The 17628-nt window shown below is 41.2% G+C and carries 22 protein-coding genes and 1 pseudogene; 2 read left to right on the forward strand and 21 right to left on the reverse strand.

The features are described 5' to 3' along the window. Positions 1-412: 412 nt before the first annotated feature. The 8 genes from CI597_RS11815 to CI597_RS11850 all read right to left on the reverse strand — a co-directional run bounded on the left by CI597_RS11815 (position 413) and on the right by CI597_RS11850 (position 5447). Positions 413-997, reverse strand: coding sequence for a LysE family transporter (locus tag CI597_RS11815; RefSeq protein WP_024728798.1), 585 nt, complete (start codon positions 995-997; stop codon positions 413-415). An 85-nt stretch (positions 998-1082) separates the two neighbouring features. Then, positions 1083-1481 (reverse strand): hypothetical protein, encoded by a 399-nt coding sequence (locus tag CI597_RS11820; RefSeq protein WP_024728799.1) that lies wholly within the window; start codon positions 1479-1481, stop codon positions 1083-1085. 28 nt (positions 1482-1509) lie between these two features. Then, positions 1510-2577, reverse strand: a complete 1068-nt coding sequence (locus CI597_RS11825) for a PDDEXK nuclease domain-containing protein (RefSeq protein WP_024728800.1) — start codon at positions 2575-2577, stop codon at positions 1510-1512. Positions 2578-2913: 336 nt separating this feature from the next. Then, positions 2914-3075 (reverse strand): hypothetical protein, encoded by a 162-nt coding sequence (locus tag CI597_RS11830; protein ID WP_235824615.1) that lies wholly within the window; start codon positions 3073-3075, stop codon positions 2914-2916. Positions 3076-3255: 180 nt separating this feature from the next. Continuing rightward, the gene (locus CI597_RS19500; protein ID WP_095142951.1) at positions 3256-3576 is read right to left on the reverse strand and encodes an AAA family ATPase; all 321 of its coding nucleotides are present in this window, start codon (positions 3574-3576) and stop codon (positions 3256-3258) included. After that, the gene (locus CI597_RS11840; RefSeq protein WP_024728802.1) at positions 3527-3808 is read right to left on the reverse strand and encodes a nucleotidyl transferase AbiEii/AbiGii toxin family protein; all 282 of its coding nucleotides are present in this window, start codon (positions 3806-3808) and stop codon (positions 3527-3529) included. The genes CI597_RS19500 and CI597_RS11840 overlap by 50 nt, the downstream gene beginning before the upstream one ends. Next, entirely contained in the window at positions 3805-4398 is a 594-nt protein-coding gene (locus tag CI597_RS11845) for a type IV toxin-antitoxin system AbiEi family antitoxin domain-containing protein (protein ID WP_024728803.1), read from the reverse strand. Before CI597_RS11845 ends, CI597_RS11840 begins: the two co-directional genes overlap by 4 nt. Positions 4399-4778: 380 nt before the next feature. Further along, positions 4779-5447, reverse strand: coding sequence for a flavodoxin family protein (locus CI597_RS11850; RefSeq protein WP_024728804.1), 669 nt, complete (start codon positions 5445-5447; stop codon positions 4779-4781). A gap of 112 nt (positions 5448-5559) precedes the next feature. Between CI597_RS11850 and CI597_RS11855 the strand changes: the two genes are divergently transcribed. Beyond that, the gene (locus CI597_RS11855) at positions 5560-5931 is read left to right on the forward strand and encodes a winged helix-turn-helix transcriptional regulator (RefSeq protein ID WP_024728805.1); all 372 of its coding nucleotides are present in this window, start codon (positions 5560-5562) and stop codon (positions 5929-5931) included. A gap of 138 nt (positions 5932-6069) precedes the next feature. On the opposite strand, the gene CI597_RS11860 is transcribed toward CI597_RS11855, so the two are convergent. The 13 genes and pseudogenes from CI597_RS11860 to CI597_RS11920 form a co-directional block, all read right to left on the reverse strand. Next, on the reverse strand, positions 6070-6411 hold the full coding sequence (locus CI597_RS11860; protein ID WP_024728806.1) for a hypothetical protein: 342 nt from the start codon (positions 6409-6411) through the stop codon (positions 6070-6072). A 65-nt stretch (positions 6412-6476) separates the two neighbouring features. After that, a pseudogene (locus CI597_RS19505) lies at positions 6477-6664 on the reverse strand (transposon-encoded TnpW family protein). A gap of 300 nt (positions 6665-6964) precedes the next feature. Next, positions 6965-7786 (reverse strand): DNA-3-methyladenine glycosylase family protein, encoded by an 822-nt coding sequence (locus CI597_RS11870; protein ID WP_024728807.1) that lies wholly within the window; start codon positions 7784-7786, stop codon positions 6965-6967. 550 nt (positions 7787-8336) lie between these two features. Then, positions 8337-8945: an AAA family ATPase gene (locus CI597_RS11875; RefSeq protein WP_024728808.1), complete on the reverse strand. Its 609-nt coding sequence runs from the start codon at positions 8943-8945 to the stop codon at positions 8337-8339. Positions 8946-8994: 49 nt separating this feature from the next. Further along, a complete protein-coding gene (locus CI597_RS11880) occupies positions 8995-9729 on the reverse strand; it encodes a GntR family transcriptional regulator (protein WP_024728809.1) in 735 nt (244 codons plus the stop codon). A gap of 33 nt (positions 9730-9762) precedes the next feature. After that, positions 9763-10545: an SDR family NAD(P)-dependent oxidoreductase gene (locus CI597_RS11885; protein WP_024728810.1), complete on the reverse strand. Its 783-nt coding sequence runs from the start codon at positions 10543-10545 to the stop codon at positions 9763-9765. Positions 10546-10559: 14 nt separating this feature from the next. Then, on the reverse strand, positions 10560-11036 hold the full coding sequence (locus CI597_RS11890; protein WP_024728811.1) for a PTS sugar transporter subunit IIB: 477 nt from the start codon (positions 11034-11036) through the stop codon (positions 10560-10562). After that, on the reverse strand, positions 11008-11442 hold the full coding sequence (locus CI597_RS11895; protein ID WP_024728812.1) for a PTS sugar transporter subunit IIA: 435 nt from the start codon (positions 11440-11442) through the stop codon (positions 11008-11010). The genes CI597_RS11890 and CI597_RS11895 overlap by 29 nt, the downstream gene beginning before the upstream one ends. Before the next feature lie 12 nt (positions 11443-11454). Further along, complete coding sequence (locus tag CI597_RS11900; RefSeq protein WP_024728813.1) at positions 11455-13089, reverse strand: PTS system mannose/fructose/sorbose family transporter subunit IID; 1635 nt, start codon at positions 13087-13089, stop codon at positions 11455-11457. A 21-nt stretch (positions 13090-13110) separates the two neighbouring features. After that, complete coding sequence (locus tag CI597_RS11905; RefSeq protein WP_024728814.1) at positions 13111-14115, reverse strand: zinc-dependent alcohol dehydrogenase family protein; 1005 nt, start codon at positions 14113-14115, stop codon at positions 13111-13113. Positions 14116-14129: 14 nt separating this feature from the next. Beyond that, complete coding sequence (locus CI597_RS11910; RefSeq protein ID WP_024728815.1) at positions 14130-14975, reverse strand: class II fructose-bisphosphate aldolase; 846 nt, start codon at positions 14973-14975, stop codon at positions 14130-14132. Between the two features lie 201 nt (positions 14976-15176). After that, complete coding sequence (locus CI597_RS11915; protein WP_024728816.1) at positions 15177-15446, reverse strand: DUF3795 domain-containing protein; 270 nt, start codon at positions 15444-15446, stop codon at positions 15177-15179. A gap of 28 nt (positions 15447-15474) precedes the next feature. After that, entirely contained in the window at positions 15475-15999 is a 525-nt protein-coding gene (locus CI597_RS11920; protein WP_024728817.1) for a PadR family transcriptional regulator, read from the reverse strand. Positions 16000-16119: 120 nt separating this feature from the next. On the opposite strand from CI597_RS11920, the gene CI597_RS11925 reads away from it, so the two are divergent. Further along, entirely contained in the window at positions 16120-17526 is a 1407-nt protein-coding gene (locus CI597_RS11925) for an MATE family efflux transporter (protein WP_095142952.1), read from the forward strand. Positions 17527-17628 lie beyond the last annotated feature (102 nt).

Here is a 17628-nt window from a genome sequence, read left to right on the forward strand (position 1 = left end):
TATTGGCTTGAACAACCTCATTATAACGGAAAGGTGATTTTTTTGTATAACTATCACCGCGCACCCGCATAGCGGGTGGTTTCTATTTCGCACGCTTTGCGTGCTCAACAGGGTCACGACCCATAATAAAAATCGCCCGGCAGGTCGCAAACCTACCGGGCGAAAAAAATGCTTTGCTGTGTTCGTTGAATTACATGGTATAATACATACCCATGACCGGAATAGCCCTGTGGAGAAACAAGGCTTTTTCTGAGCGGTGGAAATAGATTAGATTATGACAATAGCAAAACTGATCAGCGCCTTGATTACCCTCCTGCAAAGACGGGCGGGGCTGTCAACGGCGGCGCATACGCGCCGTTCATCTTGACCGTTGACTGGCTCGACTGGCTTTGCTATTTTGTCAGAAAACAATTTATTTTAGCATACTATATACACATTCCAATAATGTTAATGCAAGAATAATATTTATAACTCGATAGTATTTAAGATAATATTTTTGTATTAGTATTCCTAATCCAATCCATGTGATTGTTGCGATTGTCCCAATCGTTGCAATTATCATTTCAAATAATAGCAAAATGCTAAGAGATGTGCTGTAATCTGTAATATAGCCTGTCAACGAAGTAATGCCAAACATATATATTTTGATATTTACAAATTGAAGCATAAATCCTTTTGTGAAAGACGCTGATTTGCTGTCGCCACTTATATTTGGCTTACTGGCAGCAATATGAAAGGCCAGCCACAAAATATAGGCGGCACCAACATATTTCAGAATTTTCAAAATATCAGGAAGAAAACTACTTACGCCAAAGACAAATATTGCACAAATAGCCTGAACAATATAATAGCCTGCAAATATCCCTAAAAAAAGCGGTTTTCCTTTTTTCCAACCATAATTTGTTACTGTATTCAGTGCAAGAATATTTCCGGGTCCTGGTGTAAACGCATTGATTATACAATACAGCAAAAATCTGGTAATAATATAAATTGGCATGAATTTTCCCTCCATGCCAATTAGTATATCACAACATTCTATTCATATAAAATTCTATTTGGAAATGCTTATCCATAGTTTGTAACTATGCAAGTCCAATATATGTTTTCATCTCATCAAACGTTGGTTTCTTAACCTTTGACTTTCTATGAATATAAAGTCTCGGAACTGCTGTCAAAGTAGACTGAAGCATCTGGAGGCGTAGATACTGATAATAAAGATCTGTCGAAATTTCCTTCATATTCGGATTTGTCTTCGGATAATATTTCACCTGAATAAACTCGAATGTGCCATCCTCGAAAAATACATCCACATCCTCTAGATATTCTGAACAGACATACTTTACTTGCTTCTGAAGGAGACACATAATCGTAATATAATCCTGAAATAAGAATCCCCTAATCTTGCTCGTGGCATCTCTATCCTTATCACCATCATACATGACTGATAATTTAGCAAACTCTTCTTTCGTATATATACTCACGAATCATTTCTCTCCCCTCTATTTGTATCTACATATCCGATTTCTGTTCGTCTACATATATATCTGGATGCTGCATAGAAAAAATTTCTTTCTGTCTCTCAATCTCTGCTTTCAACTGCTCCTTTGTAGGCAAATAAGTCAAATATTTTGACATAAAAAGTCTATCATTATCATGAAGAACCGAATATCTGGCAATATCCTCATCAGTTTCTGAACACAACAAGATTCCAATCGTAGGATTGTCTCCTTTTCCTCGCTTTAATTCATCATACATGCGCACATACATATCAATCTGTCCCACATCCTGATGGGTAATCCTGCCCATCTTCAAATCGATTAGAACATAACACTTCAGTTCGATATTGTAAAAAACGAGATCTAAATAGTAGTCCGAAGTTTCCGTTACAATATGCTGCTGACGAGCCACGAATGCAAATCCTCTGCCCAATTCCATTAAAAAATCTCTAATATGCGAAAGAATGGCAGATTCTAAATCTCCCTCTAAGTAGGTATCTTCATTTTTGAAACCAAGAAATTCCGCAATCACCGGACTTTTGATTAGTTCAAACTGATTTTTCTGAAACTCTGCGGTTTTCTGTTTCATTTCTTCAATTACAGCATCTTTTTTGGGTGCCTGAAGCAGTCTATAATAATATTGCGTACTGATATTACGATCTAAGGTTCTTGAACTCCAGTTCTCATCAATAGTCTCTTTCATGTACCAATAGCGCGCATTTTCATCTGCAACGCGAAGAAGACTCCGAATGTGCGTCCAGTTAAGATTGTGAACGCATGCGTTCACAATCTGTTCATCGGGAAAGCACTGATAAAATTTGATGTAATAATGCAAATTCCTTTTGGAATAATTTTTGCCAAACTCCTTTGTCAAATCGTCTGCCAATGCAGAAATTAAACCTCTGCCATACTCTGCACGTTCACTGCCGCCCATTTCCTGCTCTACAATTCGTTTGCCAATATTCCAATAAGTAAGCAGCATTGCCTTACTAGAGGCACTATAAGCTGCTTCTTGTCCGGAAGAAATAATGCTTTTAATTTCTGTAATAACTGATTGGTATGGCGTCAAATGATTTTCCATTATGTCACCTCAATTTTCCATAATAATTATATTTTAACTTGCTTTTACTGTCATATCAAGACACTTTCAAAAATGGTGTAGTAGTGGTGTAGTAAGCGCCTTTATCTGTAACAGAACTATTGATTTTACTGGCTTCTCCAAGACTTTTCAAGATACTGCCGTGGCAAATAAAAAGTACTTTTATCATATCTTTTATATCCCTTCATAAGCCTTCAAATACCTGTAATTACTGGCTTTCCGGCGTTTTCTTGATTTTCTGTTTTTACCTTTCTCTATGCATATCTACATAAGTCTACGCAAATTCATGGGCAAATGGTGTAGTAAACTGGTGTATTGTCAACCTGATTTTCTTTGTTTTTCCTGTGTAGCAGTTACCTTAAAACCGATAACTTTTGCCATCTGTTCCGCAGCTCGGTCATAGCTTGCGTGGGTGTAAACATTCAGCGTCGCTCCCACAACAGAATCTCCCATTACATACTGTAAGGTCTTTATATCCATACCTGTATTTACCATGTTAGTATAGAATGTATGTGGAACACATGGGGAGTTATTTTTGGTAATGATTCTTTAAATTGCTATTTAATTATACTTTCTTTTAATAATCAATTTATCCGGCCCTCCAATCACGGCTGATATATTCCTCATAAGTAAAAATATTATCATCACCAACAAGCTCACTCAAAAAGTCACGAAACGTATCATCAAGTACTTTTCTAAATAACCAGCAAATGTTTGTTGCATCTGCGGGTGCATATGAGACTCCGGTTCCTCAATAAACAATAAGGGAATACATGCAAGATTTCCCTGTTTAATCTTATCCGCAAAATCCGCCAACATAAATTTAATTTTAATAAGATTCTTATATCCCAATCCATTATGAGAACTAGGAAGCGCTTCTCCCACTACCGTTGATGCATATGTAAGTTCTGTCTTGTCCTTAATTTGATCATCAATCTGTAACCGAGTATTTACTCCGAAAACTAAACAACACATCATCATTCAATTCTATTTTACATACTTCTCCAAATATTTCCCGAATAGTCTGTTCATTTACAGGCAATCCTTTTATTGTTGCGTCCATATCCATGGTTGCTCTAGTGTCAAGACCAACCATCGCTGCAATCAAAAATCCACCCTTCAAGATAAAATTTTGCATTATGAGTTGTGCAGATATATGTTTTTCTTTTGCAAGATTTTTAATAATTGCCTTTAACTGCATTGCATTTTTCACAACAGTACCTCCAGATATGATCTGAGTTTTATTTCAACCTTTAAAAGTTTTGCTAATTCAGATAAAACAGGAATATTTTTATCCGAATTAGCTGCATAACGCTTAAAAGCTTCTGTTACCACCTGAATGTCCACATGGCTATGAGGCTTTAAAATATCACAGAGCGTTCGTTCTACACTATACGCTCTTACAGCATTTCCACCCGGTGTAGTCACTTCTTCTATTCCCAAATCATATATCTCTTTCTTACACTGCACACACCTAATATTTTCTTTCTTTGGGTTTGTCAAATTGTAATTCATCGGAAAAGTCATATGATATTTGTTCGGTGTTCGATCTGTTAAATCCCATAGAAACAATGCTGTTTCGTGGGAATAAACTCCTCTTTTAAATCGATTCTGTAAATTAAAAATTTCATCATCCCAAACTTCCGGCAAAATGTAAATACCTCGGGAGGATTTCTCTATTATTCCCTTATCAACAAGGTATTTAATATTCCCACGTGAAAACCCTGCTGCAACCACCATTGCAGTAGTAACTATTCCATTATTCCCTTTTGCCATCTTAATAATCTCTTCAGTTGCTCCCACAATAATCCTCTACTTCCCATTGACTTTTATGCTTGTTATTATATAATTACAAAGCGCAAAAGTCAATAAGTATACATTTTCTTAGTCAAATTGGGTAGACGATGTCTACCCAATTCACAGTATAATCCAGTATATTTTAGATTTCTACAAAATTATCAAATTCATTCATCTTTTGCTATTTTGTCATTCAAGGCTCTTTCAAAAATGGTGTAGTAGTGGTGTAGTAAACGCCTTTTCTCTCCATGAAATCATTGATTTTGCTGGCTTTTTAGGACTTCTCAAGATATTGCCGTGCAAGTCATAGAAAATTCCTCCTTTCTCCCACGTGGGGCGGTGCATAGTTTATGGTTACATCTGTAATTCATAAGGATAGCAGCGCTTTAAGCTGTTACGCCTTGATTACTTGCATATGAGGCTAATTTTTCACCCATTTTAAAAGCGTTTTGGCAATCTATCGGAAACTGCTTTTTTCTGATTTTTCCCTTATGTTCTGCATTGAAATTTGATGCAGCATATTTTGAATAATCGTCAAACTGGTAACAGTCTGCAGAAATGATATATTCAGAATGTCCATTTAAAAGTTTCAAGTAATTTTTGTTGTTTTCAAAAATATAATGATAGCCAAACGATTTTATCATTTCATGTGGCAAGCCCATAGTATAAATAAAACCAGTTTGTATCGTACCCATAAAATTTGTGCGGTTTGCTGAATCATAAGAAAGATTTGCAAATATAAGCCGTTCCATAAAAGATTTCATTTCTCCGGTAATGTTGCCTAAATAGATGGGGGAACCGAATATCAAAATATCACTTGATATAACTTTTTTTAACACCTCTGTCAAATCATCTTTCATTGCACAATGTCCATTAAGATTGCTTTCTTTTTTCTTGCACGCAAAACAGCTACAACAACCTTTAAAATCTAAATCATAAAGATGAATCAAGTCTGTTTCTGCACCAATAGAAGCGACTCCTTCAAGAGATTTCTTTAACAGAGCGACCGTATTCCAATCCTTTCTTGGACTTCCGTTAATTGCTGTTACTTTCATACAAAACTCCCTTTTTATTTACATTCAAAAAACTTTTGTTATAATTAGTATAGCTTTAAGAAACAAAAATACAAGTACGCACACTTTTGTGCCCTAGAATAGTGAGGAATAAATGGCTGATAGAAATTTATATAATGGCTCTTGTGAAATTGTAAGTGCGCTCAATCTTCTCAGTGGTCGTTGGAAGTTACCAATTTTATGGAAATTATCTTATGGAAATATACGATACAATGAACTAAAAAGGCAAGTTCATGGTATCACCAATATTATGCTAACTCGTTCATTACAAGAATTGGAAACACATGGTTTAGTTACTCGTATTCAATATTCGGAAATCCCACCTCATGTAGAGTATTGTTTAACACAAGCCGGATTAAAGTTGGTTCCAGCGTTACAGGAGTTAAAAAAGTGGGGAGAAGAACAGGCGATTCTTGAAAAACAGCTACTTTCAACTTCTAAAAATAAAGTTTCAAATTCAAAATAGTTTTATATTTATCTATCTTTTTGACCATATAAGAATGAGAGGGATTCCGTAGTCGTCGGCATTGTGTGTAATGTGTATAACTGGCTGTCTTATGGAGTTGTGGGTAACTCTGTTTGCAAAATATGGGAAAGCTGCACTTTAGCTTTTCCATGTTCTGTGAACAGAGTTATCCATGACACAATAGCCTGTTATGCACATTTCCACAATGTTTTTTTTGCTTCTCCGGCTCGCTGGCTCTGTGTTTCTCCCTCCATTCCTTTTGCCGTTCTCGGTTGTATGCAAGCCGCTTTTCCTCCGCTTCCTGTTCCTCCTGCTGGCGGCGGTCATTCCCCCGCCCGATAAGCGGCGGCGGCAAAGATGTTTCCTCCAGTCTTTGCGCGCCTGCGCCTTTTGCTCCTGCACAAGCTGTTTCCGCTTGTTTTCAAGCTGTCTGATTTCCTCCTCGATACCTGCGATTTTTTCAAGTTTGGTCTTTGGCATATCTGAAATGCTCCTTTCATTTCTGGAGTATGGAATGGATTTTTACAAATAAGCGGTTTTCCGTTTTACTCCGTCCTGTCGGCAAGTATCATTTTCAATAGCTTGTCGCGGAATGTTTCTGTGCCGCTGTGGTTGAAAACAACTCCGCAACAATGATCTGCCCGTTCCTCTGCGTCGTGATGATACCGTCGGGTTTCCGGGCGCGAAAAAGGGATTTCCCGTGGTTGGAAAATCCCTCTTTGCTGTCGGTTATTCTGTTTTACTGTGCGGGCGGCGCGGTGGCTTGTGCTTTTTTCCTTTCCCAAATGTCCAGATATCTCCCTTGCATCCCCTGCAAAATCCCCTCCGGATGCGAATACCCTATCTGCACGCCACGGCGAAAAATCCTGGTTCCAGTCGGCACCTGTGATGCCGATAAGAATACACTGTTCCTTCATCTGTGCCCGGATATTCTCTGCTTCTCCCGGAAAAGTATGTATCCAGATGACCGGGTCATCTTTCCTTATTTTATCATCAAAAATTGTGATCTCAGATCCCTTAACTTTCAACTCCTTCATTTATTCATCTTCTTTCCCATCAGTTCATAATAAAAAATGTACTGCTGCATGACTCCTTCACATCCATTGTATCTTTCTGCCGGAAACCCGTCAGGATAATGGCCTTCCAGAGCCTGTCTGATGTGAGTGTCTACAGGAAATGCTTCAAAATGATGAAGTGCAAACAGGCAGATACAGTCCGCCACTTTCTCCCCGATGCCATACAGTTTCATCAATTCAGTCTTTGCCTCTTTATAAGGCATTTGTTTTATTGCCTCCAAAGAGACTTCTCCCTCTGTCAGGCTTTTTGCAGTCCGCACCACATACTTGCTCCGGTACCCCAGGTTGCTGTCCTTCAAAGCATCCTCATGAAGTTCCGCCAATGCCTCCGCTTGAGGAAATGTATAGTAAAGCTTCCCTGATCCGTCAAATCTTTTCTCTCCATAACACTCACAAATGTTGTCAATACACCGGCGGATGCGGACAATATTGTTTTGCTGTGATATTAAAAATGAGACGATCATTTCCCATAAATCCTGATTCAAAATACGGATGCCGAAACCAAACTCCGAGGCTTTTTTCAGATATTGGTCTTGTTCATCAATTGATTCTATGTATTTTTTGTAATCTGTATTCAGATCAAAATATTCCCTCCAAAATGTCTCGTACTTCCTTTCATCACAGTGAAATGTGCATTGGTTTCCATTCTGGGTCACTTCCAAATATTCATTTCCTGCAATCACCGAATATGTATTGTCATGCTTCTGCCTCATACGGAAACACTGACCGGAATCACAGATCTGTGCAATGTTAAAACAGTCTAATTCTTTTGTTATCATAATACTCCTTATAATATAGACATATAAACTTTCCTTTTATACTTCATCATTTTCTCTTTGCCTAATATGGAATTATCTTATTTACATCCCTTATATCTGAGTAGCTTGTATCATCTATGATAATTCCAATACCGCTTCTGTCTGATTCTGCACAGTTTCCAGATGTTATCTTGATCACTTATTGTTAATCCTAAGTACACTAAGACTATATTTGTACGCGTTCAATTGGTGTATTTCAAACACTTATAGTTAGCTCTAATACCCATTTCCTTCGCATAAAATAGTCATTCTATTAAAACAACAATTCTCACCAAAAAGCTCACATATCTCTCCATCCCGCATAAACTCGGATTTTTTTAAATCGGTCGATCCCCCATACTTTATACGCTATCATAGGCCGACCTTTATTAAATATCATACTATAATAATTGCCTTTTTCCATATATTTTAAAAATTTATAGAAAATACTGGTACGATCCTCAAAATATTTAATTCATCACATTTTTGCTTCCGTTAAACATTAAAAACAAATTTTTTCACAATTCTGTCTCTATCGATCCAATATCTCATCCACCCGATCTAACACCGCCTCATAATCAACCTTTTCATAATCCGTCACGTCCAGTTCAATCAGACTCCCCAGCTGAAACTTATCATAACCTTTATTTAAACACCGGTCTTTAAATATTTCATAAGTCACCAGAGCATCCGCCTTCGTCCGGTCTTCCAGCACATCCCCTTCTTGATATCGTGTCACCAAATGTGCCAGGTGTCTGGACGGTTCCAGATCTCTGTTTCTTGACCGCTCATACAACACATCAATGTTTCCGGTAAGGCGGATCGTGAGCACCTGATATCCATAAGTTAAGGAAAGGCTTTCAAGTCTTCCCTTCTGTTTTTCGCTGAACGGATAATCCGAAATTACCGAGTACTCCCCGCTCATGAGTTCCTCCAGCTTTGCATAGTACAACTCCCAGCTTTGATCTTCCAGACGAATCTTTTCTTCTATATTTTCAAATCCAAAACGGTCCCACAGCTTCTCTTTCATTTCATCCTGAGAAACTACAACAAATTCATTGTGCCGATTTAAAATCTGTTTGCAGAAGAACGTCTTCCCCGTTGCCGGATAACCGGCAAGGAGTATCATTGCTTTTTTCATACATCTCTCCCAAATAAACAGACTGCCGCGGCAAAACGGCAGTCTCCTGTTATAATGCTAATTCAACTGTCAGATAATAAGTATCTGCCCGGTAATAAGCTTCTACATACTCTCTTGGAATTTTGTTTTCGTCATAGGAAACACGCTTCACATAGATCAGAGGCGCTCCCACTTCCACCTGAAGCAGCTTGGACCTCCGCTCATCTGCCAAAATAGAATAAATCTTTTCTTCCGCTTTCGCCAGCTTGATGTGACAGTGGTTCACATAATAAACTCTCAGCGATTCCTTGGAAAAGTCTTTCTCCAGCGCTTCCGGAACCCAATCGTAATCCAGATAATTGGTCTCAATATACATGGGCTTTTCATCTGCATACCGGACCCTCTCAATCCTGATCACTTTTGCGCCCTCTTCAAGCTGAAGATTTTCTAAGACTTCCTGATCCGCACGAATGACCGTCTTATCCAGAACCTTTTTGCTCGCCACCCTCTTGCCGTCACTGTGTTCCCGCAAAAAATTGACGATCTTCTGGTTATCACTTTTTGCTTTCATGTTCTTTACATAAGTCCCATGGCCGCGTTTTTTTTCGATCAGTCCTTCATCTGCCAGCATATCCATCGCTTTTCTGACCGTAGCCCTGCTGACCTTATAATAAGCCATCATTTCACTCTCAGCAGGGATCAGATCCCCGATCTGATACTTCCCGGTGACAATGTCCTGATACATATAATCATATATCTGGTAATAAAGCTGTTCCCTTCCGCTGAAATCCAATTCATGTTTCATCGCTTACACCTCTCTGTAACTGTGTTCCTAAAATTATTCCATCAGCTCCCCGCCCACGAGATTGATGGACTGTCCGGTCAGATAGCTTGAGCTGTCCGTAGTCAGGAAGATCGCCGCATCCGTTACATTTTTCAGATCTACCAGCTTATGCATCGGAATATTCTTCTCAAAATACGGGAGCACTTCTTCCGGATCTAAATTTCTTTTCTTTGCATATTCATATTTTAACTTCTGCCACATCTCTGTCGGGACAATTCCCGGACAGATGGTATTTACCCGTATGCCCTTGTCTGCAAATTCTTTTGCTATGGACTGGGACAGTCCCTGGACACCGTATTTGCTTGCGCAGTAAATGGTCTGCCAGGAACTTGGCTTTTTCCCTGAAAGTGAAGACATATTGATGATTGTTCCGCCTCCGTCAAGCATCTGTCTCACTGCCGCCTGACAGCACAAGAACGTGGCTTTCAGATTCACATTGATCGTCGTATCCCAAAGTTCCTCACTGCTTTCCAGAAACGGCGCCATCTTGGAAAATCCGGCAGAGTTGATCCATGAATTGATTCTACCATATCTTTCGGCTGCTTTACATGTATTTTCATCAATTTGCTCTTTCTTCGTCACATCCGTCTTGAAAAAGCAGGCCTCACCGCCTCCGGCCTTTATTTCCTCCACAACCTGCATGGATTTTTCTTCATTCAGGTCAAAGATTACAACTTTGGCTCCCCTCTTTGCAAACTCTTTTGCCATAGCGGCTCCCATGCCGCTTCCGCCTCCGGTGATGACAGTTACCTTATCATCTAATCTCTCCGCATTCATGTTAAAAGCCTCCTTTACTTTTTAATATACTCCGCAACATTGACTTGTTTATCCTGAGGCATAACCTGGACAAAAACATTAACTCCCTTTTGGATCAAATCAAGGAAGTTTTTATTTTCTTCCGGGTTAGTAGAAATATTTTTATACAAAACACTTCTCCCTTCTTTTGCACCCATTCCTCCCACGTCGATCTCATCGATTTCAATTCCTTGATCCACCATGTAATTCAGGATTTCCGGCCCTTTTACAAGAAGGATTGTAGGCGCTTCCAGCCCCTGTTTCATAAATTCCACCGCATCGTCCCGGTTAAATATACCGATGGCAATCTCATCGGGCACTGCCATTTCCAGCACATTGATCATAAAATCGTCTTCTGCCACTTCATCATCGGCAACGACAACCTGTACTGCATTTTTCTGCTTGATCCAGGCTGTCATCACCTGCCCGTGGATCAGCCGGTCGTCAATTCTTGTTAAGACTAAGTTTTCCATTCTTCCTGCCTCCTTTGCTTAAATTCATTCCCTTTACCGCCAATGCCCCCGGAGAGACTGCCTCCTGTATCAGTTCATCCAGCGTGCTCTTTTCGGTTCTGGCAAAAACCAGAGTGATCAGCATCGGCATATTCATACCTGAAACCACACCGATCTTATGGTCTTTCGCCAGGTATCCTGTACTGTTAAAAGGGGTTCCCCCTGTCACATCCGTAAGAACCAAAGTACCTTCCTCTGATTCGTACTCTTTTATCTCACTTTCCAGTCTGTTTCTGTATGCTTCCGGAGACTCTCCGGGCAGGAGAGGGACAGCTGATATCCCCTCCTGTTCCCCTGCCACCATTTGAAGGCTTTCTAAAAGCCCTTCACAGAAACGGCCGTGGCTTACTAACATAATATGTATCATAACGGCATCCCTCTATCCCACAAATCCAAGCAGCCCCAGATAAGATGCCGCAATTCCTACAATGAAGATGCCGATAACGATCCAAGTGACGTTGATCTTCTTTGAAACAAGTTTCCATACAATCAGGGTGATAGCTAAAGGAATGAGTCCTGGAAGAAGGGAGTTTAAAATCTCCTGAAACTTTACCACACCGCTGCCCACGGCAATCTTAAACGGAGTATTCACTGTAATTCTTGTGGAAGCCATGCACCCCACAACCATGAGTCCCACAATGCTGAAGGCATTGGTCACCTTATCAATCACCCCGTTTTTAAGGATTTTCAACAGAGTAGATTTTCCGTATTTGTAGCCATTCATAAACATGAAATATCCGCATGTAAAAATCAGGATCTCAAACAATACTGTAAAAAATACCGGTCCGACATAATTCCGGTCCAGCGCCATCGTACAGCCGATACCCGCTAAAATAGGAAACAGGATTCCCTGCATAACGGTGTCTCCGATACCGGCTACGGGTCCCATGAGTCCGGTGCGGACGGAATTGATGTCTTCTGCCGAAACACTTTCCCCGTTGGCTCTGGCCTCCTCCATAGAAACCGTGATCCCGTTAATGATCGGCCCGATAGTAAAGACTTCTGAGTTATAAAATACCATATACTTTTTCAGCTCTCTGACCCGCTCTTCATTGGATTCGTACAGGCGTTTGACCGGCCCGATCATCAGATTGGCGATTCCCAGGGCCTGCAGCCGTTCATAGTTATAGCATGCCTCTGTGCTGGTGGTGGCCAGCCATGTCTTTACAAGATCTCTTTTTGACAGTTTTTTCTGATAATCCCTCGCTTCTGTTTCCTCTGCATAATCAGTGCGCTCTTCATTTTTCTTCAGCGTGAGGCGCTTCACTTTCTTCGTTTTTTCTTCCTTTTTATTATCGGCCATAAACATGATAATTGCAATGATTGCCGCAAAAATCGCAACGGCCATAATATCCAGTTTTAAGTAGATCGTCAGGAAAAATCCGGCAAAGAAATACGGAACCAGCTTTTTCTTTCCAAGATAGTTTAAAAGCATGGCGATTCCAAGTGCAGGCATGATCCCTCCGACTACCTGCAGCGCAGTTACAAGGCTCTTGGGAATGGTATTAATCAAAGCAGTACCCCATGTTTTCCCGGACATCACGAGCGCAAAGGCAGGAATCCCATACAGCGCAAAGGCCACCAGAAAGGACGGGACAAAATTCATAAGCCGCACTCCTCTGATATTCCCGTTTTCCAGCATAACATCAGCCCTGTGAATCCAGAAAGAGTTCACAGTCATATAAACCTGATTCAGTAAAAGGCCAAACATACTGAACGGGATGGCAAATGTCACTGCCATCGTCGGGCTCGCGCCTGATAGAATCGTCATGGCTGTACCAAAGATCCCTGCAACGATCGTATTGCTAGGCATGGTTCCCCCTGCGGAAATCCATCCCAGATAGATCAGCTGTATGTTAGCACCCGCGAGCATACCTGTCATCGGATCTCCCATAAAAATACCGGTCAGCAGCCCTGTCGTCAGTGGGTACACCAGACATTTTGTCACCGGACCAAAAAACCACCACTGCCCCATTGTTGCCAGCAAAGCTACTAAAATTGCTGAAATTACCATCTTAAATCCTCCTCTTTCCGATTAATGTTTTCCGCTTAAGCGGACCATCACTTTCCCTTTCTTTGCATACCTCTGTGTTTTCAGCTCCTCACCCATCTCTTCCAGATCAAGGCTGGCACTGATGATTGTATCGGTATCAAGCTTTCCGCTTTCTAAAAGCGCCACCGCCCGTTTCGTTGTGTTTGGATTTAAATAAGAAGTATAGATGCTGAGTTCCTTCGTATACGCCTCAAATTGGTTCATGGAAACCGGCTCATCCGGATCTCCGAGTCCAAACAGCAGTACCTTGGCATTTTTTCCCGCAATCTTCAGAGACTGCTCCATGGTTGATTTTAATCCGATACATTCGATAACATAGTCAATATTAAATGTCTCAGCCAGCTTTTCTATTTCTTTGTCATCCACTGCATAATCGGCTCCCAGCTCAAGAGCCAGCTGCTGTTTCTCTTTCTCCCTCTCAACCACGATGATGACAGAGGCCCCCGAGAGTTTCACCATCTGAAGCATCAGGCTTCCGATAGAGCCCAGACCGTAAATTACCACTGCCGAGCCGCTTCGGATCTGAATCAGATCCAGTCCGTGGATCACACAGGACAAAGGCTCTGCGAATGCCGCATTTTTAAGATCCAGCTTCTCCGACACTTTATAGACGTTCTGCTCCGGAGGGTACACATAGTCAGAAAATCCTTTTGCCACACCGTGCCTTTCAAAACAGAAATTCGGAAGCCCCTGCTGGCAGTAAATACATTTCCCGCATCCGTAACTGGGATCTGCCGCCACCCTGTCTCCGGGTTTAAAATACTTAACCTTCGGTCCGACGGCTGTCACAATCCCGGAACACTCATGTCCGAGAATAATCGGCGGTATCACCGGACTGGCCCCGTTTTTCCCTTCAAATTTATGTATGTCTGTGCCGCACAGGCCGCACCATGCCACTTCGATTTTCACTTCATCATCTTCCGGTTCCCGGTCAGGTACTTCTCTCACTTCATAGGTCCGATCCCCTGTATAATATCCTGCTCTCATATGCATCACCCGCCTTAATTGAGATTTTTAAAGAGTTCTATTTTCCTCTGTACTACCTGGTTGACTGCTTCGATACACGGCACTACATTATTTCTCAGAGAACTGCTTTCCGAGGTCTGTCCAAAAAGCTCTTTGGACTTTTTCGTCCAGGTGACCAGAAGTTCTGTTCCCACATTAAATTTCCTGATTCCAAGATCGATTACCCGTCTCACGTCCTCATCCTTTACTCCGGTCCCGCCGTGAATAACCAGAGGAAGATCTACCGCCTCTTTAATTTCTTTCAGCCTTTCAAAGTTAATGTTTGTCTTGGACTTATACTGTCCGTGATTCGTGCCGATTGCCACTGCCAGTGCATCAATCCCTGTCTTCTTCACAAAGTCCACTGCTTCTTTTGGGTCTGTATAGCGCACCTCCGCCTCTGACACTGCTACTCCGTCCTCTGTTCCCCCGACGATCCCCAGTTCCGCCTCCACAGAGACATCAAATTTCCCTGCATATTCAATGATCTGCTGTGTCTTTAAAATATTTTCTTTCAGCGGCAGGGATGATCCGTCAAACATGACAGAACTGTAACCGGCATCAATCGCCTCTTTTATATCATCATACTCTTTTGCATGGTCCAAATGAAGCACCACGTCAATTCCTGCTTCCTCCGACATGGCCCTGCACACAGATACCAGATTCTTGTGCCCCACATATTTGGCCGTTCCGACACTCGTCTGAATGATCACCGGAGTCCCCTGTTCTTTCGCCGCCAGGATAATGGCTGGAAGCATTTCCAGACTGTGGGTATTAAACGCCCCCACTGCCATGTTCAGTTCATCCGCTTTTTTCAGAACCTTCTTCAAATTTGTATACATCTTAACCTCCTCAAATATTGACTTCTGCCTTTTGTTTTAAAATTCTATTTGTTCACCTCCCATCATTTTATCCTAACGTTATAATGTACGGACGTTTGTACTTTCGAATGTATTATACAACTATTTTTACATTTTGTAAACAGTTTTTAAGCCAGAAGATGAAAAATCTTCTGGCTTAAGGTCATTCTCATATTCTGTTGTTTACTTAACAGTACTCTCTCCCGCCCAAATCCTGCACTGCGTAATCTTAGGTTCCGGATCAAATCCCTCTTCCACGCCCATAGCAGAAAGCATCTCACACGGGAAATCCGGACAGACTCCGCAGTGGTCGAATCCTTTTTTCTCACAGCAGGACTTCACCCCGCACTCACCGCCCCAAAACGGCTGTTTCATTTCTGTGCATCCTTTACAGTGAACCTGCTCCTTTCGTTCACATGAATTGCAGCAGACACCGCATCTTGATTCAAACATAACTTACCCTCCTAAATTTTTCTTTCAGTTAAAGAGTTTCTTTCAGTTCCTCAATCCATGTTTCCAGCGCCTGTGCCAAGATAAGCTGCTGCTCTAAAACAGCCATTCCTGTTTTCGGAATCTCCGGCAGATGTTCTTTCAGGCTTACATTTTCTTCGATATATCCTTTTAAAGTCTTCATGTTATTCTCAATCTCTGTCAAACAGGATTTCTGTTTTTCCTTCGGCAGACTGTCCAGATTTACAATGACGGCATTAAAGTCGAGAAATATTCGGACAGGTTTTGAAGCGATCTCCAGCATGAGCTTTTCAAATTGCTTCTCGCCCTGCTCCGTCAAAGAATAAACCGTCTTTTCCGCCATATTTCCTTCTTTTACAATATCGCCTTTCATAAATCCTTTTTTCTCCAGCTGGATGACTTTTTTGTAAATAGAAGGTGTACTGATCTTCACCCATTTGGATATATTGCGGTACTCTACGATCTTTTGAATATCGTAGGCACTTAAAGATTCCTTCTTCAAGATTCCCAGCACGATAAGATCAATGGTTGCCATGATTTCCCCCTTTTGCTTGACAACTACTATAATTTATAGTAGTATGTGATTCACTATTTACTTGCTATAATTTATAGTAGTATATTTTATATTTCATGTCAACAGAAAGGAGAGTTCATTATGAATGAACAAAACAAAAAGATGGAACTGTTAGGAGGTGCTCCGATACCGAAAGCACTTTTAGCCATGGGGCTGCCGACTATGATCGGCATGATGATCAATGCCTTATACAACCTGGTAGATGCTTACTTTGTGGGAGTGCTGGGAACCAGCCAGATGGGCGCAATCTCCGTTGCCTTTCCCCTCGGACAGGCGGTGGTAGGACTGGGCCTGTTATTCGGAAACGGAGCCGCATCCTATGTTTCCAGACTGCTGGGACGCGAAGAAAAAGATACTGCCAACAAAGTCGCCAGTACAGCTCTCTACAGCAGTGTGGCTGCAGGTGCAGTCTTAATTATTTGTACGGTGATTTTTCTGAATCCGATTTTAAAGTTGCTTGGAGCAACCAAAAGCATAATGCCCTATGCAGTCACTTATACAGGCATCTATATTGTCTCATCTATCTTCAACGTTTTTAATGTGACAATGAATAATATTGTCACCAATGAAGGGTCCGCTAAGACAACGATGTGTGCCCTGCTGACAGGTGCTGCTCTGAATATTATTTTAGACCCCATCTTCATTTATGTCCTGGATCTGGGCGTGGCCGGTGCTGCAATCGCTACGGCCATCTCACAAATAGTTTCTACCGCTGTGTATTTATGTTATGTATTCAGAAAGAAAAGTGTATTTGATTTCAAAATAAAAGACTGCTGTTTTTCTAAAAAAATGATATCGGAAATCATGAAAATAGGGATTCCTACCCTGATCTTTCAGCTGCTGACCAGTCTTTCCATCGCACTGATCAACAAACAGACGAAAGTATACGGGGATTCCGTCATCGCCGCTATGGGTGTGGTAACAAGGGTTATTTCTATGGCAAGTCTCATGGTCTTCGGATTTATCAAAGGCTTTCAGCCAATTGCAGGATTCAGCTATGGGGCAAAAAAATATGACCGCTTACATGAAGCGGTCAAAACTTCTATTATATGGTCCACAATATTCTGCGTAATCTTTGGGGCAGCTGCGGCTTCGTTTTCCTCATCTATCATTTCAGGATTCACAGAAGGAGATATGGAAATGATCCGTGCCGGCCAAAAGGCACTGCGGGCAAACGGTTTATCTTTTCTGCTCTTTGGTTTCTATACGGTATATTCATCCCTTTTCCTTGCTCTGGGAAAAGCAAAGGAAGGTTTTATCCTGGGTGCATGCAGGCAGGGAATCTGCTTTGTCCCTGTCATCTTTATTTTCCCGGCACTTTGGGGTATCAGCGGAATTCTTTATGCTCAGCCGATTGCTGATGTTATCTCTGGGGTTATTACAGTATTTATGGCTCTGCACCTTCATAAGGAACTTAAGAGTACAGCAGACGTTACTGCCCAAGTAAACAGGAGTCCCCAGCCAGACAATATAAAATATGAGTCTTAATGCTGTCCGCACAAAATCCCCGTTTCCATGCGGTTTGACGAATTTTTAAAGATTTTCTTTCAAAAAGCTAACCTCTGAAATCAATTGATCTCAAAGGTTAGC

The sequence above is a fragment of the Anaerostipes hominis (ex Lee et al. 2021) genome, assembly GCF_002270485.1.
Taxonomy (GTDB): Bacteria; Bacillota; Clostridia; order Lachnospirales; family Lachnospiraceae; genus Anaerostipes; species Anaerostipes hominis.